The 20,700-nt window shown below is 67.8% G+C and carries 17 protein-coding genes; 7 read left to right on the top strand and 10 right to left on the bottom strand.

Going from position 1 to position 20,700, the window contains the following annotated elements; genetic code table 11:
* Positions 1-139: 139 nt before the first annotated feature.
* The 4 genes from OC534_RS12205 (at position 140) to OC534_RS12190 (ending at position 4,894) form a co-directional block, all read left to right on the top strand.
* Positions 140-667 carry a sigma-70 family RNA polymerase sigma factor gene (locus OC534_RS12205; protein WP_136006219.1) on the top strand — a complete coding sequence of 176 codons (528 nt, stop codon included), beginning with the start codon at positions 140-142 and terminating at the stop codon, positions 665-667.
* On the top strand, positions 667-1,644 hold the full coding sequence (locus OC534_RS12200) for a FecR domain-containing protein (protein ID WP_262071853.1): 978 nt from the start codon (positions 667-669) through the stop codon (positions 1,642-1,644). The genes OC534_RS12205 and OC534_RS12200 overlap by 1 nt, the downstream gene beginning before the upstream one ends.
* Before the next feature lie 5 nt (positions 1,645-1,649).
* Positions 1,650-4,442, top strand: coding sequence for a TonB-dependent receptor (locus tag OC534_RS12195; protein ID WP_262071852.1), 2,793 nt, complete (start codon positions 1,650-1,652; stop codon positions 4,440-4,442).
* 122 nt (positions 4,443-4,564) lie between these two features.
* Positions 4,565-4,894, top strand: a complete 330-nt coding sequence (locus OC534_RS12190) for a YegP family protein (protein WP_262071851.1) — start codon at positions 4,565-4,567, stop codon at positions 4,892-4,894.
* A gap of 42 nt (positions 4,895-4,936) precedes the next feature.
* Here OC534_RS12190 and OC534_RS12185 read toward each other — a convergent pair whose 3' ends face one another.
* The 7 genes from OC534_RS12185 to murJ all read right to left on the bottom strand — a co-directional run bounded on the left by OC534_RS12185 (position 4,937) and on the right by murJ (position 14,551).
* Positions 4,937-5,611 carry a lysoplasmalogenase gene (locus OC534_RS12185; RefSeq protein ID WP_262071850.1) on the bottom strand — a complete coding sequence of 225 codons (675 nt, stop codon included), beginning with the start codon at positions 5,609-5,611 and terminating at the stop codon, positions 4,937-4,939.
* Positions 5,608-7,491, bottom strand: coding sequence for a peptidase M61 (locus OC534_RS12180; RefSeq protein WP_262071849.1), 1,884 nt, complete (start codon positions 7,489-7,491; stop codon positions 5,608-5,610). The genes OC534_RS12185 and OC534_RS12180 overlap by 4 nt, the downstream gene beginning before the upstream one ends.
* 94 nt (positions 7,492-7,585) lie before the next feature.
* The gene (gene ispH, locus OC534_RS12175; RefSeq protein WP_017354917.1) at positions 7,586-8,536 is read right to left on the bottom strand and encodes a 4-hydroxy-3-methylbut-2-enyl diphosphate reductase; all 951 of its coding nucleotides are present in this window, start codon (positions 8,534-8,536) and stop codon (positions 7,586-7,588) included.
* 53 nt (positions 8,537-8,589) lie between these two features.
* Complete coding sequence (gene lspA / locus OC534_RS12170) at positions 8,590-9,096, bottom strand: signal peptidase II (RefSeq protein WP_017354918.1); 507 nt, start codon at positions 9,094-9,096, stop codon at positions 8,590-8,592.
* Positions 9,096-11,927, bottom strand: a complete 2,832-nt coding sequence (gene ileS / locus OC534_RS12165; protein ID WP_262071848.1) for an isoleucine--tRNA ligase — start codon at positions 11,925-11,927, stop codon at positions 9,096-9,098. The genes lspA and ileS overlap by 1 nt, the downstream gene beginning before the upstream one ends.
* The gene (locus OC534_RS12160) at positions 11,924-12,871 is read right to left on the bottom strand and encodes a bifunctional riboflavin kinase/FAD synthetase (RefSeq protein ID WP_017354920.1); all 948 of its coding nucleotides are present in this window, start codon (positions 12,869-12,871) and stop codon (positions 11,924-11,926) included. Before OC534_RS12160 ends, ileS begins: the two co-directional genes overlap by 4 nt.
* A 75-nt stretch (positions 12,872-12,946) precedes the next feature.
* Entirely contained in the window at positions 12,947-14,551 is a 1,605-nt protein-coding gene (murJ, locus tag OC534_RS12155; RefSeq protein WP_136006214.1) for a murein biosynthesis integral membrane protein MurJ, read from the bottom strand.
* 116 nt (positions 14,552-14,667) lie between these two features.
* On the opposite strand from murJ, the gene rpsT reads away from it, so the two are divergent.
* Entirely contained in the window at positions 14,668-14,937 is a 270-nt protein-coding gene (gene rpsT, locus OC534_RS12150; protein WP_017354922.1) for a 30S ribosomal protein S20, read from the top strand.
* A gap of 199 nt (positions 14,938-15,136) precedes the next feature.
* Here rpsT and obgE read toward each other — a convergent pair whose 3' ends face one another.
* From obgE to rplU, 3 genes are all read right to left on the bottom strand, one after another.
* Positions 15,137-16,189, bottom strand: a complete 1,053-nt coding sequence (gene obgE, locus OC534_RS12145) for a GTPase ObgE (RefSeq protein ID WP_017354923.1) — start codon at positions 16,187-16,189, stop codon at positions 15,137-15,139.
* A 195-nt stretch (positions 16,190-16,384) separates the two neighbouring features.
* Positions 16,385-16,645 carry a 50S ribosomal protein L27 gene (gene rpmA, locus OC534_RS12140; protein ID WP_017354924.1) on the bottom strand — a complete coding sequence of 87 codons (261 nt, stop codon included), beginning with the start codon at positions 16,643-16,645 and terminating at the stop codon, positions 16,385-16,387.
* 15 nt (positions 16,646-16,660) lie between these two features.
* The gene (gene rplU / locus OC534_RS12135) at positions 16,661-16,978 is read right to left on the bottom strand and encodes a 50S ribosomal protein L21 (RefSeq protein WP_017354925.1); all 318 of its coding nucleotides are present in this window, start codon (positions 16,976-16,978) and stop codon (positions 16,661-16,663) included.
* Between the two features lie 293 nt (positions 16,979-17,271).
* Between rplU and uvrA the strand changes: the two genes are divergently transcribed.
* Positions 17,272-20,262 carry an excinuclease ABC subunit UvrA gene (gene uvrA / locus OC534_RS12130; RefSeq protein WP_153164486.1) on the top strand — a complete coding sequence of 997 codons (2,991 nt, stop codon included), beginning with the start codon at positions 17,272-17,274 and terminating at the stop codon, positions 20,260-20,262.
* On the top strand, positions 20,262-20,666 hold the full coding sequence (locus tag OC534_RS12125; protein WP_017354927.1) for a thioesterase family protein: 405 nt from the start codon (positions 20,262-20,264) through the stop codon (positions 20,664-20,666). Before uvrA ends, OC534_RS12125 begins: the two co-directional genes overlap by 1 nt.
* Positions 20,667-20,700 lie beyond the last annotated feature (34 nt).

The raw sequence follows: 20,700 nt of genomic DNA, 5'->3' as shown, positions 1-20,700 counted from the left end.
ATTCATTTTCAAAGGGTGGCACTTTCGGCCTTTCACATCCTGTCAACGTCGCGTAATACTCGGGATGCCCGTGATCGTTGCCGTTCGAGGTTCCGTTCTGTCCGCTCCGTCCCCCCTGCTGCGCTACGACCCGGAACCGCTGCCGCGGCCCGAGCGGTTCGCTGCGTTCGTGCGGGACGAGCGCGCGCCGCTGTGCGCCTTCCTGCGCGCGCGGGGGGCCAGTGCAGACGACGCCGAGGACATCGCCCAGGACTGCATGGAACGGCTGATCCGCTACCAGTCGCATGGCAGCGAAGAACTGCGCCTGCTGCTGTACCGGATTGCGCGCAACCGGCTGGCCGACCGCGGGCGGTCACCACACGCGCGCACGCACCTGCCACTGGCCGACGGCGATGGCGCGGCCGAACCGCTCTGCACCGCTCCGGGACCGCTGCGCCAGGCCGAGTCGGGGCAGATGCTGTCCCTGTTGCGGCAGGCGCTGTTCAAGCTGCCCGAGCGCTGCCGCGAGGTGTACCTGCTCAACCGGATCAGCGGCATGAGCTATGCGCAGATCGCCCGCCACCGGGGCATTACCGCCAAGACGGTGGAAAAACACATTGCCCGCGCCCTGCAGGGACTGCGCCAGGAACTGGGCCCCGACACCTTCGGCCAGGACGGAGACACCTGATGCGGGCTGCCACGCACCGCCGCGACGAACCGGCATTCGACCAGGCCGCCCATTGGGTGGCACGACTGGAGGCGCCGGATTGCAGCCGTGCCGAACGCGATGCGTTCGAACACTGGCTGGCCGAAGACCCGGGGCATGTGCGCGCCTGGGTGCAGGCCGAAACGCTGCATCAACAGATGGGCCAGCTGGCCAATGATCCGTGGGTGCGTGCCGGCACGGCGCGGAGTGCGCGCCCGCGCCGTGCGCGATGGCTGCCTGCCGTGGCGATTGCCGCCAGCCTGTGCCTGGCCGTTGGCCTGGTCTGGGCATGGGTGACGGATAGGCAGCCCACGCCGCAGCACTATGCCAACGCCACGCATCTGCCGCAGCAGCGCACGCTGGCCGATGGCAGCCGGGTCACGCTGGATGCCGGCGCGGCGATGACCACCCGGTTCGGGCTGCGGCAGCGCCACATCACGCTGGACCGCGGTCGCATCCAGCTGCAGGTGGCTCCATCGCGCAGGCCGCTGCGGGTGCAGGCGGGCAACAGCACCATTGAGGACATCGGCACCACCTTCCAGGTGGAACGCTGGCAGGACAACCGCATCGACGTGGCGCTGCTGGACGGCGCGGTGGAGGTGCGCAGCGACGGCACGCAGGGCGGACACCTGATGCTGTCGCAGCCGGGCCAGCAGCTGCAGGTGCAGGCATCGGGGCAGATCACGCCCGGCCCCACGCTGCCCCAGGGCACGGCCGATGCCTGGCTGGATGGCCGGCTGGTCTTCGACGCGACGCCGCTGCAGACCGTGGTGGAACGCATGAACCGCTACCACGCCACGCCGATGGTGATCGCCGATCCGGCGATCGCGGCGCTGGCGGTCAGCGGTACGTTCCGTGCGGAGGATCGTGCGGGCCTGCTCGCCGCGCTGGAACAGGGCTGGTCGATCACCGGACAACAGCGCGCCGACGGCGCGCTGGAACTGCGCCGCCGGCACTGACGTCGATGGCCGTACGGGGGGGGCAACGACGGTGGCGGTGGCTGCGATGGCGCGTGTTCGTCGTGGCGATGTCGTGCGCGCTGTCGTGGACACTGATCCCACCGGTGGGCGCGCGCGAACGCGCCGATGTCGGCTACCACATTCCGCGCGGCCCGCTCGCGCCGGCCCTGCAGCAGTGGGCGCGGCAGAGCCAGCGGGTGCTGCTGTTCGATGCCGCCGAGCTGGCCGGCCTGACCACCCCCGGGCTGGACGCCACGCTGGAGGACGATGCGGCGTTGGCCCGCCTGGTCACCGGGTTGCCGGTCCACGTGCTGCAGACGACCCCGGGCGTGTTCGTGGTGCGCCGCGTTGCCGTCGCACCGGCACCGGTGCCCGCGCGACGGCGCCCTGCCCCAGCCCCGTCACCGGTGCTGGGTGCGCAGGTCGAGATGGCGCCGGTGCATGTCACCGGCAGCCGCTTGCCGCGCAGTTCGGTGCAGGCCTCGCTGCCGGTGGTGGTGATCGAGCGCGATGAGATGCTGCGCAGCGGCTACGGCTCGCTGTTCGATCTGCTGCGGCACCTGCCCGGCATGAACGGCCATCCGCCGCTGGCAACCTCGCGCGGGGGCGATTCGCTGTACCTGCCGGTGGGCGCGGCGGCGACCACCAGCCTGGATGGAATGGGGCCGCGTGCGACGCTGTTCCTGGTCAACGGCCGACGTCTGCCGCGCTACCCGATGGTGTCACTGGAACAGGGCGCGCTGACCGACCTGGGCGGCATCCCGCTGAGCTTCGTCGAGCGCATCGAACTGGTGCGCGGCGGGGCGTCGGCCATCTACGGCGCCGACGCGATGTCCGGGGTGGTCAACATCATCCTGCGCGAGCAGGCCGACGGTCCCGAAGCGATGCTGCAGTCGGGCGTGAGCAGCCGTGGCGATGGCGACCAGCAGCGCGTGCAGCTGGCCACCGGCGCCACCCGCGCCAACGGCGACCGCTGGTTTGCCGGCATTGATCTGCAGCGGGTACAGCCGTTGGCCGGCGACAGCCGCGCGTGGCATGTGGAACAGGAGCGCTACCCGATCGGCCTGTTGACCGACAGCGGCCTGTACCTGCCGGCAACGCGCTGTGCGGCGCCGTTGCAGCGCGATGCGGACGGCTGCTGGTTCGACAGTTCGCGTGGCCGCTCGCTGCAGCCGGCGGCCACCACCGTGGCCGCGTACGGACGCTACCGGCATGCGTTCGGCGACGGCCACTACGCGTTTGCCGAAGTGCGCGGCAGCGAGGACCGGCAGCGCTTCGAACTCGGGCCGACCGCGGCCGCGCTGCGCATCGGCGAAGGACTGCTGTTCAACTATGTGTTCCAGGAAGGCGGCAGCGTGCGCCCACGTGTGGAGGCCACTACAGCCGACGTCACCGTGGGCGTGGGCCGCGACCAGGCGGGCCGCAACTGGGACGCCGGGATCAGTCGCCAGCACAGCGCCGTGTCGCTCCACACGGCCGGCACGGTGCGCACCCAGCGCCTGTACGAGGCGGCCCAGCAGGGCTTCCTGCCCGGCTTCAACGCGCTGACCGCGCCGCTGGCCGAGCATCTGTTCCCGGCCATCCGCAACCGCGGCCGCACCGACCAGTGGCAGGCGTGGGCCGGACTGCAGCGCGATCTGGCGCAATGGCCCGGCGGCCCGGTGCAACTGGCCACCGGCCTGGACCTGCGCCACGAGGCCTGGAGCGCGCACCCGGACGCGTTGATCGGCGACGGCGAGCTGGCACTGGGACTGCCGGTGGAGCACCGGCGACTGTCGCGCCTGTCCAACGCCGCCTACGCCGAACTGGGCCTGCCATTCACCGATACCCTGCGCCTGGACGTGGCGGCCCGGCTGGACCGCGATGGCGATGACACCGCGTTCTCGCCGCGTGCCGGGCTGCGCTGGACGCCGTCCGAGCAGTGGTCGCTGCTGTGGTCCAGTGGCCGTGGCTACCGCGCGCCCAGCCTGTTCGAGCGCCGGCGCCCGCCCGGCTACTTCGGCCAGGTGGTGCTGCCCACCTCCAACGCCCTGCCCCGGTGTGCGATCACCGCCGCGCAGGGCTGCGTGGTGGACGTGGGCGTGGTGGAGAACAGCGCCCTCGATCCGGAAACCACACGCAGCCATTCGCTGGGGGTGGTGTGGTCGCCACGCGAGGACCTGTCGCTGTCGCTGACCGGCAATGTGGTCGACCTGCGCAACGAGATCCTGGACCTGCACCCGGCCGATGCGTTCTGGAACCGCGCCACCTGGGTGCTGGATGACGCCGGCCGGCTGCAGGCGCTGCGACTGTCGTTCGACAACATCGGCCGCACGGTGTCGCGCAACTGGGTGTTGCGCGGCGACTACCGGTTCGGCCGGTCGGCCGAGGGGCCGTGGCGGGTATCGCTGGATGCGCTGCGCCAGCAGACGCTGCGCCGCCACCGCGCGCACGGCGAGACGGTCGACCTGCGCGGACATGCCACGCCCACGCTGTCGGCGGTGCTTACCACGCAGTGGCAGAGCGACCGCTGGGACCTCGCGCTGCGCGCCAATTACGTGGGCCGCACCCGCGCATGGCTGCCGGGTGACGCCTGCCCGGCCACGCAGCGCGAGCAGGGCCGTTGCCACAACCCCGACCAGCTGCGCTGGAACCTGCACGTGGGCCGCCAGCTGGGGCCGCGCGTGCTGCTGGCGCTGGATGTGCACAACCTGTGGGACGCGCCGCCGGTCAACTACCTGAGCGGCAACGGCGGGCTGGCGCCGGGGCTGGATGATCCGCTGGGCCGCTACTTCATGATGACGCTGCAGGTGCGCTGAGCGCTGTAACGGACTTTCCCTACCCGCTGCTGAGGCATTCCCTGATTGAATGCGCGAGCCTGTCGTAAAAGGCTCATGCCTTACGTCCGGGGTACCGACCGATCAACCAGGGGATATCCGCTATGGCAGCACGCTATGACCTGAAACGCTCAGGGGATCAGTTCCACTTCACGCTGAAGGCCGGCAACGGCGAAACGCTGCTGTCCAGCGAGCGCTACACCAGCAGACAGAACGCACTGAACGGGATCGAATCGGTGCGCGAGAATGCGCCGCTGGACACGCGTTACACGCGCAGGAACGCCAACAATGGGGCGCCGATGTTCAACCTGAAGGCGGCCAACAGCCAGATCATCGGCACCAGCGAAACGTATTCGTCGGTGACCGCGCGCGAGGCCGGCATCCAGTCGGTGAAGATTAGCGCGCCCGGTGCGACGGTGAACGATCTCACCTGAGCGGGACGGCCCGTCGCCGACGGGCCACCTCATGCGGTGCCGCTAGGCCGAACGCGGCACCGAGCGCGCGATGCAGTACTGCGCGGCGTAGTACGTGGCCAGGATGCACAGCGCCGCGAGCGGCAGGCCGCCGCCGAAGCGGTCCCAGGCCAGGACCGAATCGCTGACCACGAACAGCGCGGCGCCCCACGCCGCCCAGCGTGCGCTGCGCCCCTCCTCACCGGTGGGGCGTGGCCACGCTCCGGCCCGCGCGAGCGCCAGCGTCGCCATCAGCGCCAGCACGGCCACATACACCTCCACCGGCACACGCAGATCGGCAGGCAGCAGCGGCCACAGGCCGTTGAGGTTGGCGCCGGCGAACAGCGCCAGCAGACCCGCGGCGGCCCACAGGCTGCGTCCGCTGCGCCACCCGGCGCGGAAGGCGACGATGTAGCACACGTGCGCGAGCAGGAACGCGAGCAACCCCGGGACGAACGCATCCACCGGCAGCATCAACGCGATGTCGCCGATGCAGGACAGCAGCATGCCGGCCAGCACCGCCCGGCGATAGCCACTGCCGGCCAGCGGTGTCGCACGCCAGACGATGGACGCGATCAGCAGCGTGGTCAGCGGCTTGGCCAGCCAGTGCAGCCAGCGTGCATCGCCCTCCAGTCCGGCGCCGATGATCGCCGCGACCGCCGCGATCAGGATCAGCACATCGCGCAGGCGCGGGCTCATCGCGGCTTCCACAGCTCGGCAAGGCGGTCGGGCCTGCCGCCAATGCGCTCCAGCGACGGATACTTCAGGCCATCGTGGTAGTCCAGCACAACGCTGTCGATGCGGTCCACGCGCTTGACCAGCAACGAGAGCGGCGCCTTGCCGGTGCGTGCGGCGGTGATCGCATCCTTGAGCACCTGGCCGTTGAACACGCGGCCATCCAGGCCCAGCACGGTCATGCCCGGGGCCAGGCCCGCGTTGAACGCGGGGCTGTCCCACAGCACGTCGCTGATGTAGCCGGCGTCGCTGATCGACACGCCGATCGAGTACAGCAGGTTGTTGGTCCTGGCCCGGGATTCCTGCGCCTTGAATGCGTCGTTGGGCGTGTCGGTGTAGACCAGCCTCCAGCCGGCCGCCTCCAGCCCGCCGGTGAGCGGGCCGTGGCCATCCAGACGCTCGCGCAGGAAGGTGGCCCAGTCGAAGGGCGCCACGCCGTTCAAGGTGGTCACCACGTCATCGAAGGTGTACGGATGGACGTTCCAGTCGCCGTCGTTCATGCCGAAGAACGCCTTGGCGAAATCATCCAGTCCGCGTCGGTTGCCGGTAAGCGCGCGCAGCTTGCCCTCCACGTCCAGCCACATCATCTGGCCGCCGGAGTAGTAATCCTCGCTCAACTGGTAGTTGCGGAAGGCCAGTGCGCGGCGCTGGGCGATGGTGGGATCGTTGGTGGTGTCCTGCAGGGTGCGCCAGCCCAGCCCGGGGCGGCCGCGATCGTAGGTGGCGGCGACATTGGCCAGCACGTCGCGGGTCTGCTGCACGCTCCACAGCCCCGAGCGCGCGGCCAGTACCTGGCCCCAGAACTGGGTCTGTCCTTCGTAGAGCCAGAGCAGGCTGTCGCCCATCGGCACGTTGAAGTTCGGCGTGGTCAGGTCCGCGCCACGGCGGTACTTGCCGTTCCAGGAGTGGTTGAACTCGTGCGGCAGCAGGTCGCGTCCCAGCCAGGTCTTGTCCCACTCGGTGAAGTAACCCGGTTCGCCGCTGTTCTCGCTGGAGCGCTGATGCTCCAGGCCGATGCCGCCGAGCTTGTCGGTGAGCGCGAGGAGGAACTCGTAGCGGTCGAAATGACGCGCGCCGTAGAGCTTGTACATCTGCTGCACCAGCGCGCGGTGCGCCTGCAGCTGCTCGGGCTTGGCGACCAGCGATGTGGCCTGGTCGGCAAATACGTTCAGGTGCACCGGTACCTTGGCGCCGGGGTCAAGGTCGAAGCGCTGGAAGTGGCGGCCGGCGAACAGCGGCGAATCGACCAGGTGGTCGTAGCTGATCGGCTTGAACACCACCGTGTCGCCGTCGCGGCGCTCGGTGTCCAACGCGGTGGCGTAGGACCAGCCCGGCGGCAGCGTGACCGTGGCCTGGGCCTGGATGTTGCGGGTGACCACGCCGGCCGGATACAGCGAGTTGGCATTCCACTGCAGGTTGAGCATGTCCGGGGTCATCACCACCCTGCCCTGGGTCCCCCCCTGCGAGGACAGGAACTTGAACTCGGCGACCACCTCGGTGGCGCCCTGCGGCACGTCCACGCGGAAGGCATACACATCGTAGGGGTCGCGCGTCCACGCCAGTGGCGTGCCGTTGGCGGTGACCACCAGGCCAGCGAGCTTGTCGATCGGACCGCTCGGCGAATGGCTGCCGGGCAGCCACTGCGGATACAGCAGGGTCAGCGGACCCGGCCTGGCCGGCACGGTGGCCTTGACCTTGAAGATGCGCCGGCCGATGTCACGTGCGTCCACGTCGATGCGCAGCAGGCCGGGGAAGGCAACGTCCTGCGGCGGCGGCGTCTGCGCATGTACGCCCGAGGCGGACAGGACCAGCAGCACGGAGAGGACGGCGGCACGCAGTTTCATCAGGCTCGGCTTCCAGCATACGAAAGACCCGATGCTAGACCTGCACGTCAGCGAACCACATGGCCAAAGGTCATGCCCCTGGCCGCCGCACCGATCAGGAGATCAGGCGCAGCCGCAGCTCCTTCGGCAGCGCGAACACCATCGACTCGGGCTCGCCATCGAGCTCGCCAATACTGCTGGCGCCCAGTGCCTTGAGCCGCTCGATCACGCCATCGACCAGCACCTGGGGCGCCGACGCGCCGGCGGTGAGACCGATGTGCTGCTTGCCGACAACCCACGCCGGATCGATCTCCTCGGCGCCGTCGATCAGGTAGGACTCCACGCCCTCGCGCCGGGCCAGCTCGCTGAGCCGGTTGGAGTTGGAGCTGTTGGGCGAGCCCACCACCAGCACCAGGTCGCAGCGCTTGGCCAGGTCGCGGACGGCGTCCTGGCGGTTCTGGGTGGCGTAGCAGATGTCGTCATTCTTCGGCCCCTGCATCGCCGGGAAACGGGCGCGCAGTGCGTCGATGATGCTGCGGGTGTCATCCACCGACAGGGTGGTCTGGGTGGTGTAGGCGAAGTTCTCCGGCTGATCCAGCACCAGCGTATCCACGTCCTGGACGTCTTCGACCAGGTAGATCCGACCGTTGCCGCGTTCGCGGTCCCACTGCCCCATCGTGCCTTCCACTTCCGGGTGGCCGGCATGGCCGATCAGCACCACGTCGCGGCCGGCGCGGCAGTGCCGTGCCACTTCCAGGTGCACCTTGGTGACCAGCGGGCAGGTTGCGTCGAACACCTTCAGGCCGCGACGGTCCGCTTCCAGGCGCACGGCCTGGGACACCCCGTGGGCACTGAAGATCACCGTATTGTTGTCCGGCACTTCGTCGAGTTCCTCGACGAAGATGGCGCCGCGGCTTTTGAGGTCGTCGACCACGAAACGGTTGTGCACGACCTCATGGCGCACGTAGATCGGCGCCCCCAGGGTCTCGATCGCGCGCTTGACGATCTCGATCGCACGATCGACACCGGCACAGAACCCACGCGGATTGGCAAGCAACACATCCATCGGTCAGATACTCCGGCCGGCGCGAGCCGGTTATTGCTGAATACAGGGAGGGATTATCCCGCTTTTTTGCTGGCCTTGCCTTCGAACAGCCCGAACACGGCAATGCCCACGGCACCGGCCACGATCGCCGCATCGGCGATGTTGAACGACGGCCAGGCATAACTGCCGATGTACCACTGGATGAAGTCCACCACGTGCCCGTGTACCTGGCGGTCGATGACGTTGCCGATGGCACCGCCGATGACCAGGGCGAAGGGCAGCGCCCGACGCCAGTTGGCGCGGGGGGTTTCCCACAGCCACTTGGCCATCAGGGCGCTGATGGCAACAGCCAGCGCGGTGAAGAACCACAGCTGCCAGCCACCGGCATCGCTCAGGAAACTGAACGCCGCACCGGTGTTGTAGGTGCGGTACCAGTTCCAGACGCCGTCGATGACCGGCACCGGCTGGAACTCGGGCAGGCTGGACAGCACCCAGGCCTTGCTCCACTGGTCCAGGCCGATGACCACCACCGACAGCAGCAGCCACACCAGGGCGTTGGGACGCGGACGCGCGGCGCTCATCAGAACCACCGCCGGTCTTCGCCGGCACCGTCGATGTTGGTCGCGCAGCGACCGCACAGCTCGGGATGGGCGGCCACACTGCCGACATCGGCACGGTAGTGCCAACAACGCACGCACTTCTGCTTGGTGGTCGGCTGGGCGCTGACGAACACCTCGTCAGTGGTTGCCGGACGCACCTGCACATCGCCACTGATCAGCAGGAAGCGCAGTTCCTCGGCCAGCGGCTGCCAGCGCGCGGCGGTTTCCGCATCGGCGGCCACGGTGATCTCCGCTTCCAGCGCGGCACCGATCGCGCCATTGGCGCGCATCGGCTCCAGCACCTTGGCGACCTGCTCGCGCAGGGCCAACAGCTGATCGAAATCGGCGGCGCCCAGCGCGGCATCGGCCGGCAGCGGAGCCAGGCCTTCGTACCAGGTGGCGAACAGCACGTTGTCCTTGCGCTCGCCCGGCAGGTAGCCCCACAGCTCGTCGGCGGTGAAGCTCAGGATCGGCGCGATCCAGCGCGTGAACGCTTCGGCGATGTGATACATCGCGCTCTGCGCCGAACGGCGGCCGCGCGAGTCGGTCGGCATCGTGTACAGGCGATCCTTGGTCACATCCAGGTACAACGAGCCCAGGTCCACGCTGCAGAAGTTCAGCAGCAGCTGCACGATCTCGGCCATGTTGTAGCTGGTGTAGGCGGCCTTGATCTTCTCCTGCACCTCGAAGGCGCGATGCACGATCCAGCGGTCCAGCGCGACCATGTCGGCCGGGGCCACCAGGTGCTGCGCCGGGTCGAAGCCGTCCAGGTTGCCGAGCAGGAAGCGCGCGGTGTTGCGCAGGCGCCGGTAGGCATCGGCGTTGCGCTTGAGGATTTCCTGCGACAGCGACATTTCATTGCTGTAGTCGGCCGAGGCGATCCACAGGCGCAGGATGTCCGCGCCCAGGGTCTTCATGATGTCCTGCGGCTCGATGCCGTTGCCCAGCGACTTGGACATCTTGCGGCCGTGCTCGTCCACGGTGAAGCCGTGGGTGAGGCACTGCTTGTACGGGGCATGCCTGTCGATCGCCACGCCGGTGAGCAGCGAGGACTGGAACCAGCCGCGGTGCTGGTCCGAGCCTTCCAGGTACAGGTCGGCCGGCTTGCCGAAGCCGCGCGCCAGCAGCACGCCTTCATGGGTGACGCCGGAGTCGAACCACACATCAAGGATGTCGGTGACCTTCTCGTAGTGCGGCGCGTCCTCGCCCAGCAGCTCGGCGCTGTCCAGCGAGTACCACACGTCGATGCCCTCGACCTGCACGCGGTCGGCGACCTGCTGCATCAGTTCGACGGTGCGCGGATGCGGCTCGCCGGTTTCGCGGTGGGTGAACAGCGCGATCGGCACGCCCCAGGTGCGCTGGCGGCTGATGCACCAGTCCGGACGGCCATCGACCATGCTGCCGATGCGCGCCTTGCCCCAGCTCGGGAACCAGCCCACGTTCTCGATGGCGGCCATCGCGTCGCGACGCAGGTTGGCCTTGTCCATCGAGATGAACCACTGCGGGGTGGCGCGGAACACCACCGGCGTCTTGTGGCGCCAGCAGTGCGGGTAGCTGTGCTGGATCTCGACGAAGGCCAGCAGCGCGCCGCTGTCGCGCAGCACGTCCACGATCAGCGGCTGTGCCTTCCACAGGTGCACGCCCGCCAGCACCACATCGCCGGCCGGCGGCGTGGAGGGCAGGTACACGCCGCGACCGTCGACCGGATTGATCTGGCCGGCGTTGTACGCGTCCATCAGCCCGTACTGCTGGCTGACCACGAAGTCTTCCTGGCCGTGGCCCGGGGCGGTATGCACCGCGCCGGTACCGTCTTCGTCGGAGACGTGCGCGCCGTTGAGCAGCGGGATGTCGCGCTGGGGGTAGAACGGATGGGCCAGCAGCAGGTTTTCCAGCGCGGCACCGGCGGCGTGGCCGTGCGCCACCACCTCCTGCACGCCGTAGCGGCGCAGCGCGCGCTCGGCGAGGGCGGCGGCGATCACCAGCCAGCGGCGCTTGCCGGCATGCGCCGGGCCTTCGACCAGCGCGTACTGGATATCGGCACCCAGCGACACCGCCAGCGAAGCCGGCAGCGTCCACGGCGTGGTCGTCCAGATCGGCACGGCCACCTCAACATCGGCCGGCAGGCTGACGCCGAAGCGTGTGGCCAGCTGCGCCGGGTCGCGCGCCACGTAGGCGACGTCGATCGCCGGCGAGGTCTTGTCCTGGTACTCGATCTCGGCCTCGGCCAGCGCCGAGCCGCAGTCGAAGCACCAGTGCACCGGCTTGGCGCCGCGCACGATGTGGCCGTTGGCGAATACCTTGGACAGCGCGCGGATCTCGTTGGCCTCGAAGTCGAAACTCAGCGTCTTGTACGGGTTGTCCCAGTCACCGATCACGCCCAGGCGCTTGAAGTCGCGGCGCTGCAGTTCGATCTGCTCTTCGGCGAACTCGCGGCACTTCTGGCGGAACTGTACGGCGTCGAGCTTGGTGCCGACCTTGCCCCACTTCTTCTCGACCGCGATCTCGATCGGCAGGCCGTGGCAGTCCCAGCCCGGCACGTAGGGCGCATCGAAGCCGGCCAGGTAGCGCGACTTGACGATGATGTCCTTGAGGATCTTGTTGACCGCATGGCCCAGGTGGATCTGGCCATTGGCATAGGGCGGGCCGTCGTGCAGCACGAACAGCGGGCGACCCTGCGCGTTCTCGCGCAGGCGGGCGTACAGGCCCTCGTCTTCCCAGCGCGACAGAATGCCCGGCTCGCGCTTGGGCAGGTCGCCGCGCATCGGGAATTCGGTTGCCGGCAGATGAAGGGTGGCTTTGTAGTCCTGGCTCACGCAGTGGCTCGCAATCTGTGTTCGGAAAGGATGTGGCGCGCCTGTTCGGCGTCACGGTGCATCTGGTCGGTCAGCGCCGCCAGGTCATGGAACTTTTCTTCATCGCGCAGCTTGGCCACGAACTCCACTTCGATGTGGCGCCCGTAGAGGTCGCCCTGGAAGTCGAACAGGTGCGCTTCCAGCAGCGGCTCCACCCCGTCCACCGTGGGCCGGGTTCCGAAGCTGGACACCGAGGGCCACGGCTGGTCGAACACGCCATGCACCCAGGTGGCATAGATGCCCGACAGCGCCGGCGTCTTCGGGAAGCGCAGGTTGGCAGTCGGGAAACCGAGGGTACGGCCCAACTGGCGGCCGCGCACCACCCGGCCACCGATCGCATAGGGGCGGCCCAGCAGGTCGGCGGCGTGGCTGAAATCGCCGGCACGCAGCAGCTGGCGGATGCGGGTGCTGGAAATGCGCTCGCCGCGCAGGTCCACCGGTTCGATCTCGCCGGCACTGAAGCCACGGTCGGCACCCATCGCCTGCAGCAGGGCCAGGTCGCCCCTGCGGCGGTTGCCGAAGCAGAACTCCGGTCCGATCCAGACCTCGCGCGCGCTCAGCCGCTGCACCAGCAACTGCTCCACGAACGCCTCGGCCGGCATCGCGGCCATGCGCGCATCGAAGCGCAGCAGGCCGATTCCGTCCACGCCCAGTTCGCGCAGCATCGCCACCTTGTCGCGGGCCAGGGTCAGCCGCGGCGGTGGTTCGCCCTGGGCGAAGTACTCGCGCGGCAACGGCTCGAACGCAACCGCCACGGCGGCCACGCCCATCGCGCGCGCACGCGCTACCGCGTGGCGCACCAGCGCACGATGGCCCAGGTGCAGGCCGTCGAATGCACCGATGCAGACCACGCTTCCGTGCGGGAACAACGGCCCGCCCTCAACGCTTCTAAACAGCCTGCTCATCAACTTGGAATGCGGCCCACCGGGGCCGATGCTTTGCAAGGGATAGCCATGAAGTATAGCCGGGTGCCCGCCGGATCAATGCTCGCGCAGGTGACGCGGGCGGAAGCCCATCGCCACCAGGGCCAGCAGATAGGTCAGACCACCGCCGCCGACCAGCGCGGCCAGGTTGCCGATGCGATGCCACTTGTCCATCCCGGTGAAGTCGGACATCAGCTGCAGCAGGCCCAGCAGCACCGCCACCATCGCCGCGCAGGCCAGGCCCAGCTTCGTCACATAGCCCACCCAGCCCGGCCGCGGCTGGTACACCCGGGTCTTGCCCAGCCAGTACCAGAGCAGGCCAAGGTTCAGGTAACTGGACAGCGCGCTGGCGATGCCCAGGGCCAGGTGCAGGCCGGGCTGCTTGCCCAGTGCCACCCAGACCCCCTGCGCCTTCAGCGCCTCCGGCACCATTACCTGGTACAGCACCGCCAGCAGCGCGAAATTGAAGACCATGTTGGCCACCAGGGCGACCAGGCCGGCACGCACCGGGGTGCTCGTGTCCTGCCGGGCGTAGAACGCCGGCAGCACCACTTTGAGCAGGGCGAACGCCGGCAGGGCCAGGCTCAGTCCGTACACCGACAATGCGGTCATCCGGGTGTCGAACGGGGTGAACTGGCCGTGCTGGAACAGCGTGGCGATCAGCGGTTCGGCCAGCAGCAGCAGGCCAAGCATGGCTGGCACCGCGATCAGCAGCGTGGTGCGCAGGCCCCAGTCCAGGGCATTGGAGAAGCCTACCTTGTCGGTACTGACGTGATGGCGGGCCAGCGCGGGCAGGATCACCGTGCCCAGCGCCACCCCGAACACGCCCAGCGGCAGTTCCAGGAAGCGGTCGGCCAGCGACAGCCAGGACTGCGAACCGTCGGTGAGCTTGGCGGCGATCACGGTGTCCAGCAGCAGGTTGATCTGGGCCACGGAGGAGCCGAACAGGGTCGGCACCATCAGGGTCAGCACCTTGCGCACGCCGGGATGGGTCCAGCCCCAGCGCGGCAGCGTGAGCAGGTTGATGCCCTTCAACGAGGGCAACTGGAACAGCAGCTGCAGCAGACCCGCCGCCAGCACGGCCCAACCCAGGGCCAGAATCTGCTTTTCGGGGGTGCCACCCAGCCGCGGGGCCAGCCACAGCGCGCCGGCGATCATGCACAGGTTGAGGATGACCGGGGTCAGCGCCGGCATCGCGAAGCGCTGGAAGCTGTTCAGCGCCCCGCCGGCCAGGGCCGTCAGCGAGACGAACAGCAGGAACGGGAAGGTCAGCCGGAACAGGTCCACCAGCAGCCCGTGCTTGGCCGGATCGGTCTCGACGCCGCTGGAGAACAGTGTGGCCAGCTGCGGGGCGAAGATCAGCGCCAGCGCAGTCACCAGCAGCAGCACCCCGCCCAGGGTACCGGCCACCCGCGACATCAGCTCGCGCAGCTCGGCATGCGGACGGGTTTCCTTCACCTCCGTGAACACCGGCACGAAGGCGGTGGCGAACGAGCCCTCCGCGAACAGCCGGCGCAGGAAATTGGGCACCCGGAAGGCGACCCAGAAGGCGTCGGTCACCGCATTGGTGCCGAACGTGGTGGTCACGGCCAGGTCGCGTACCAACCCCAGTACGCGCGAAATCATGGTCATGCTGCTGAACGACAGCAGGCCCCGCAACATCTTCGGTGAACTCACCCGTGTTCCCTCTTGACAATTGACTTGACGTACATTTTTCGAGCCATCATACTTTCCAGCTTGCTGTTCCCATTACACCGATTTTTCAGGAAACCACCACTGTGGCCAATATCAAGTCCGCCAAGAAGCGCGCCAAGCAGACCGTCGTGCGCAACGCGCGCAATACGGCTCAGCGTTCGATGCTGCGCACCGCTGTCAAGAAGGTGATCAAGGCTCTGGATGCCAATGACGCCGCCGGCGCCGAGGCAGCCTTTGCCGTCGCCCAGCCGATCCTCGACCGTTTCAGCTCGCGTGGTCTGATCCACAAGAACAAGGCCGCTCGCCACAAGAGCCGCCTGACCGCGCGCATCAAGGCCCTCAAGGCCGCCTGATACGGCGAAGTGACTGCCGGAAGCCCTGCTTTCGGCGGTACAGAAAAGCCCGGCCCTGGCCGGGTTTTTTGTTGGGCGGCATCCACGTGCGGCGTGCGCGCCGCGGACCGCACAGCGCCCGGCAGTGCGGCGCGGGATACCGGCGGCACCACAGAAAAACCCGGCCGAAGCCGGGTTGTTCAGGGGCGCGCGGATGCGCTCAGTACGCATCGCGCGCTTGCGCCTCGTCTTCCTTCTGGCGGTCGAAGAAGGCCATGATGTTGGTCATGATCGGCCAGGTGCCTTCACGACCCAGTGCCGAGACCAGGTACCACGGCTGGGTCCAGCCCAGCTCGGCGATGATCTTCTCGGCGGCGGCCTTGGCCTCGTCCTCGAACATCAGGTCGGCCTTGTTGAGCACCAGCCAGCGCGGCTTCTGCAGCAGCTCCGGATCGTGCTTCTCCAGCTCACGCTCGATCGCGCGCACCTGCTCGATCGGCGACACGCCCTCCACGCCGCCTTCCATCGGGGAGATGTCCACGAGGTGCAGCAGCAGGCGGGTGCGCTGCAGGTGGCGCAGGAACTGCGCACCCAGGCCAGCGCCATCGGCCGCCCCTTCGATCAGGCCGGGAATGTCGGCGATCACGAAGCTGCGGTAATTCTCGACCCGGACCACGCCCAGATTCGGATACAGGGTCGTGAACGGATAGTCCGCCACCTTCGGGGTCGCCGCGGACACCGCACGGATCAGGGTGCTCTTGCCGGCGTTCGGGAAGCCGAGCAGGCCAACGTCGGCCAGCAGCTTCAGCTCCAGCTTGAGCAGACGCTCCTCGCCCTCCTCGCCCGGCAGCGCCTGGCGCGGCGAACGGTTGGTGGAGCTCTTGAAGTGCATGTTGCCCAGGCCGCCCTTGCCCCCCTTGGCCACCAGCAGGCGATCGCCATGCCCGGTCAGATCGCCGATCACTTCGTCGGTGCTGACGTTGATGACCACGGTGCCGACCGGCACGGTGATGACCAGGTCTTCGCCGCCCTTGCCGTAGGCCTGGCGGCCCATCCCGTTCTCGCCGCGCTGCGCCTTGAAGATGCGCTCGTGGCGGAAGTCCACCAGGGTGTTGAGGTTTTCGTCGGCGCGGATCCACACGCTGCCGCCGTTGCCGCCATCACCGCCGTCCGGGCCGCCCAGCGGAATGAACTTCTCGCGACGGAAACCGACGCAGCCGTTGCCGCCATTGCCGGCGGTGACCTGGATTTCTGCTTCGTCTACAAGTTTCATGATTCTGGATGCCAACTGGAGGCGGCGGGCAGCGGATGCGCCCGACCGCAGAGTCTAACGTCCCCGGTACGATCCAGGGACGGCGGCGGGAAGGATCCCGCCCGGTATGCGTTCAACAAAAACAAAAACCCCGCCGAAGCGGGGCTTTCGTCAGCGGCCCCACGCCGAGGCGTGGGCGCCTGCGTGTCGCGAAGATCAGGCTTCGGCGACGACGCTGACGGTACGACGCTTCTTCGGGCCCTTCACCGAGAACTCCACCTTGCCGTCGATCAGCGCGAACAGGGTGTGGTCACGGCCCAGGCCAACGCCGGAACCCGGGTGGAACTGGGTGCCGCGCTGACGCACGATGATGTTGCCGGCATCGATGGCCTGGCCACCGAAGATCTTGACGCCGAGGTACTTCGGGTTGGAGTCGCGACCGTTGCGCGATGAGCCTACGCCCTTTTTATGTGCCATGACTGCTTCTCCTTATTACTTGCTGCCACCGGCGATGCCGGTGATCTCGATTTCGGTGTAGTACTGACGGTGACCCTGGCGCTTCATGTGGTGCTTACGGCGACGGAACTTGATGATCCGGACCTTGTCGGCACGACCCTGGGACACGACCTTGGCGGTGACCGAAGCGCCGCTCAGTGCGTCGCCCAGCTTGATGCCATCGCTGTCGCCCAGCATCAGGATGTTGTCGAACTTGATCTCGTTGCCAACGTCGACATCGAGCTTTTCAACGCGGAGCGTTTCGCCCTGCGCCACGCGGTATTGCTTACCGCCGGTTACCAGTACTGCGTACATGACCAGACTTCCTCTGTAGTTATTGTGGTCTATGGACTGCCGCCATCGAGGGCGGACAGAAGCGGAATTTTAATGACTCACCCCGGCCCGGGTCAACCCACCCCCGGGTCTGGGGCGCAATCGCCTGAACCCCGTTCAGGTTGAGGCCCAGCCGGTCTCAGGGAATGAGACACGGGGCTGGCAATGTCGCCGATTGCCCCCAAATCCCAAGCTCGGTAGGCTGACCGATTGCCGTCTCCGCTTGCCCCACCCGCTTGCCGACCCCCGGGTCGAAGCCCCACAACGGATCCCCCATGGCGATGGATTTCATCCGCATCCGCGGCGCGCGGACGCACAATCTCAAGAACATCGATCTCGACCTGCCCCGCGACAAGCTCATCGTCATCACCGGCCTGTCCGGCTCGGGCAAGTCCTCGCTGGCGTTCGACACGATCTACGCCGAAGGCCAACGCCGCTACGTGGAGTCGTTGTCGGCCTATGCCCGGCAGTTCCTGAGCGTGATGGAGAAGCCGGACCTGGACCACATCGAGGGTCTGTCCCCGGCGATCTCGATCGAGCAGAAGTCGACGTCGCACAACCCGCGTTCGACCGTCGGCACGATCACCGAGATCTACGACTACCTGCGTCTGCTGTACGCCCGTGTCGGCAGCCCGCGCTGCCCCGACCACGGCTACCCGCTGGAAGCGCAGACGGTCAGCCAGATGGTCGATCACGTTCTGACCCTGGACCAGGAACAGCGCTACATGCTGCTGGCCCCGGTGATCCGCGAACGCAAGGGCGAGCATGCCCAGGTGTTCGACCAGCTGCGCGCGCAGGGGTTCGTGCGCGTGCGCGTGGACGGCGTGCTGCATGAAATCGATGCGGTGCCGCCGCTGGCGCTGCGCCAGAAGCACACCATCGAAGCGGTGATCGACCGCTTCCGCCCGCGCGAGGACATCAAGCAGCGCCTGGCCGAGAGCTTTGAAACCGCGCTCAAGCTCGGCGACGGCATGGTCTCGGTGCAGTCGCTGGATGTCGAAGACGCGCCGGCCCATCTGTTCTCGTCCAAGTACAGCTGCCCGGTCTGCGATTACTCGCTGCCGGAGCTGGAACCGCGCCTGTTCTCGTTCAACTCGCCGGTGGGCGCCTGCCCCGGCTGCGACGGCCTGGGCATGGCCGAGTTCTTCGATCCCTCGCGCGTGGTTGTGCACCCGGAGCTGTCGCTGTCGGCCGGCGCCGTGCGCGGCTGGGACCGCCGCAATGCCTATTACTTCCAGCTGATCGCCTCGCTGGCCAAGCACTACAGGTTCGACGTGGACGCGCCGTGGCAGAGCCTGCCCGAGGACGTGCGCCAGGCCGTGCTGTACGGCAGCGGCGAGGAGACCATCACCTTCACCTACTTCACCGAGGCCGGCGGGCGCACCCAGCGCAAGCACCGCTTCGAGGGCATCATTCCCAATCTCGAGCGCCGCTACAAGGAAACCGAATCGGCGGCGGTGCGCGAGGAACTGGCCAAGTACATCAGCGAACGCGACTGCCCCGAGTGCCACGGCGCGCGCCTGAACAAGGCCGCCCGCCATGTGTTCGTGGCCGACCGTGCGCTGCCGGAACTGGTGGTGCTGCCGATCGACGAGGCGCTGAAGTTCTTCAGCGGCATGAGCCTGCCGGGCTGGCGTGGCGAGATCGCCGGCAAGATCGTCAAGGAGATCGGCGAGCGGCTGGGCTTCCTGGTCGATGTGGGCCTGGATTACCTCACCCTGGAGCGCAAGGCTGACACTCTGTCCGGTGGCGAAGCCCAGCGCATCCGGCTGGCCAGCCAGATCGGTGCGGGCCTGGTCGGCGTGATGTACGTGCTCGACGAGCCGTCCATCGGCCTGCACCAGCGCGACAACGAACGCCTGCTCGGCACCCTCACCCGCCTGCGCGACCTGGGCAACACGGTGATCGTGGTCGAGCATGACGAAGACGCCATCCGCCTGGCCGATTACGTGCTGGACATCGGCCCGGGCGCGGGCGTGCACGGCGGCGAGATCGTCGGCCAGGGCACGCTGCAGGACATCCTGGATGCACCGCGCTCGCTCACCGGCCAGTACCTGTCGGGCAAGCGCGCCATCGAGATTCCGGCGCGCCGGCACAAGCCCAACCCGAAGATGACGCTGCACCTGCGCGGTGCCAGCGGCAACAATCTCAAGGGCGTGGACCTGGACATTCCGTCGGGTCTGCTGACCTGCATTACCGGCGTGTCCGGCTCGGGCAAGTCGACGCTGATCAACGACACCCTGTTCTCGCTGGCCGCCAACGAGATCAACGGTGCCTCACACCCGATCGCGCCGTACAAGGAGGTCGACGGGCTGGACCTGTTCGACAAGGTGGTGGACATCGACCAGTCGCCGATCGGCCGCACGCCGCGCTCGAACCCGGCCACCTACACCGGTCTGTTCACCCCGCTGCGCGAGCTGTACGCGCAGGTGCCTGAAGCGCGTGCGCGCGGCTATTCGCCGGGGCGCTTCAGCTTCAACGTCCGCGGCGGCCGCTGCGAAGCCTGCCAGGGCGATGGCCTGATCAAGGTGGAAATGCACTTCCTGCCGGACGTGTACGTGCCCTGCGATGTGTGCCACGGCAAACGCTACAACCGCGAAACGCTGGAGATCCTGTACAAGGGCTACAACATCAACGACGTGCTGCAGATGACCGTCGAAGATGCGCTGAAGCTGTTCGAGCCGGTGCCGTCCATCGCACGCAAGCTGGAAACGCTGGTCGATGTGGGCCTGAGCTACATCAAGCTGGGCCAGAGCGCGACCACCCTCTCCGGCGGTGAAGCGCAGCGCGTGAAGCTGTCCAAGGAACTGTCGCGGCGCGATACCGGCCGCACCCTGTACATCCTCGACGAGCCAACCACCGGCCTGCACTTCCACGACATCGAAGCGCTGCTCGGCGTGCTGCACAAGCTGCGCGACGAGGGCAACACGGTGGTGGTGATCGAGCACAACCTGGATGTGATCAAGACCGCCGACTGGATCGTCGATCTGGGTCCGGAGGGCGGCCACCGCGGTGGCACCATCCTGGTCACCGGCACGCCGGAAGACGTGGCCGCGCACCCGGCTTCGTACACCGGCCAGTTCCTGGCCAAGATGCTGCCCTCGATCACTGCGCGCCCGGAGCGCCCGGCCGCCGTGGCCAACAAGCCTGACGCCCGCCCTCCCCGCAAGGTCAAGCCGGAAAAGCCGGCCAGGAAGGCAGCCGCTGCCAAGAGTACCGGCAAGGCCAGCAAGACCGGCACCACCCGCAAGAAGAAGGACGCCTGATGAGCACCGACCACACCATCCTTGCCCGCGTACCGATCAGCGTGCGCTGGCGCGACATGGACAGCATGGGCCACGTCAACAACGCCAAGTACATCTCCTATCTGGAGGAGGCGCGCGTGCGCTGGATGCTGGGCGTGGACGGCGTATCGATGACCGACCGCATCGCCCCCGTGGTGGCGGCCACCAACGTCAATTACCGCCTGCCGATCGTGTGGCCCAACGACATTGTGGTGGAACTGTTCGTGGAGCGGCTGGGCAACAGCAGCATCACCATCGGACATCGCATCGTGGACCAGCAGGACGACACCCGCCTGTATTCGGACGGCAACGTGGTGGTGGTGTGGATGGACACTCAGACCGGCAAAAGCGCGCCACTGCCGGATGCGATCCGCAACGCCTCGTAGCGCCGGGTTCCACCCGGCTGCGGTTGATCCGCCT

The sequence above is a fragment of the Stenotrophomonas sp. Marseille-Q5258 genome (assembly GCF_946900935.1).
Taxonomy (GTDB): domain Bacteria; phylum Pseudomonadota; class Gammaproteobacteria; order Xanthomonadales; family Xanthomonadaceae; genus Stenotrophomonas; species Stenotrophomonas nematodicola.
The sequence above is the reverse complement of the archived record's forward strand: the minus strand, read 5'-3'. Positions and strand labels throughout refer to the sequence as shown.

What these genes read in the sequence shown, in the direction of transcription:
- OC534_RS12200 (WP_262071853.1), top strand. Translation starts at nt 667, where the DNA reads ATGCGGGCTGCCACGCACCGCCGCGACGAACCGGCATTCGACCAGGCC.
- OC534_RS12195 (WP_262071852.1), top strand. Translation starts at nt 1,650, where the DNA reads ATGGCCGTACGGGGGGGGCAACGACGGTGGCGGTGGCTGCGATGGCGC.
- OC534_RS12190 (WP_262071851.1), top strand. Translation starts at nt 4,565, where the DNA reads ATGGCAGCACGCTATGACCTGAAACGCTCAGGGGATCAGTTCCACTTC.
- OC534_RS12185 (WP_262071850.1), bottom strand. Translation starts at nt 5,611, where the DNA reads ATGAGCCCGCGCCTGCGCGATGTGCTGATCCTGATCGCGGCGGTCGCG.
- OC534_RS12180 (WP_262071849.1), bottom strand. Translation starts at nt 7,491, where the DNA reads ATGAAACTGCGTGCCGCCGTCCTCTCCGTGCTGCTGGTCCTGTCCGCC.
- ispH (WP_017354917.1), bottom strand. Translation starts at nt 8,536, where the DNA reads ATGGATGTGTTGCTTGCCAATCCGCGTGGGTTCTGTGCCGGTGTCGAT.
- lspA (WP_017354918.1), bottom strand. Translation starts at nt 9,096, where the DNA reads ATGAGCGCCGCGCGTCCGCGTCCCAACGCCCTGGTGTGGCTGCTGCTG.
- OC534_RS12160 (WP_017354920.1), bottom strand. Translation starts at nt 12,871, where the DNA reads ATGAGCAGGCTGTTTAGAAGCGTTGAGGGCGGGCCGTTGTTCCCGCAC.
- murJ (WP_136006214.1), bottom strand. Translation starts at nt 14,551, where the DNA reads ATGTTGCGGGGCCTGCTGTCGTTCAGCAGCATGACCATGATTTCGCGC.
- obgE (WP_017354923.1), bottom strand. Translation starts at nt 16,189, where the DNA reads ATGAAACTTGTAGACGAAGCAGAAATCCAGGTCACCGCCGGCAATGGC.
- rpmA (WP_017354924.1), bottom strand. Translation starts at nt 16,645, where the DNA reads ATGGCACATAAAAAGGGCGTAGGCTCATCGCGCAACGGTCGCGACTCC.
- rplU (WP_017354925.1), bottom strand. Translation starts at nt 16,978, where the DNA reads ATGTACGCAGTACTGGTAACCGGCGGTAAGCAATACCGCGTGGCGCAG.
- uvrA (WP_153164486.1), top strand. Translation starts at nt 17,272, where the DNA reads ATGGCGATGGATTTCATCCGCATCCGCGGCGCGCGGACGCACAATCTC.
- OC534_RS12125 (WP_017354927.1), top strand. Translation starts at nt 20,262, where the DNA reads ATGAGCACCGACCACACCATCCTTGCCCGCGTACCGATCAGCGTGCGC.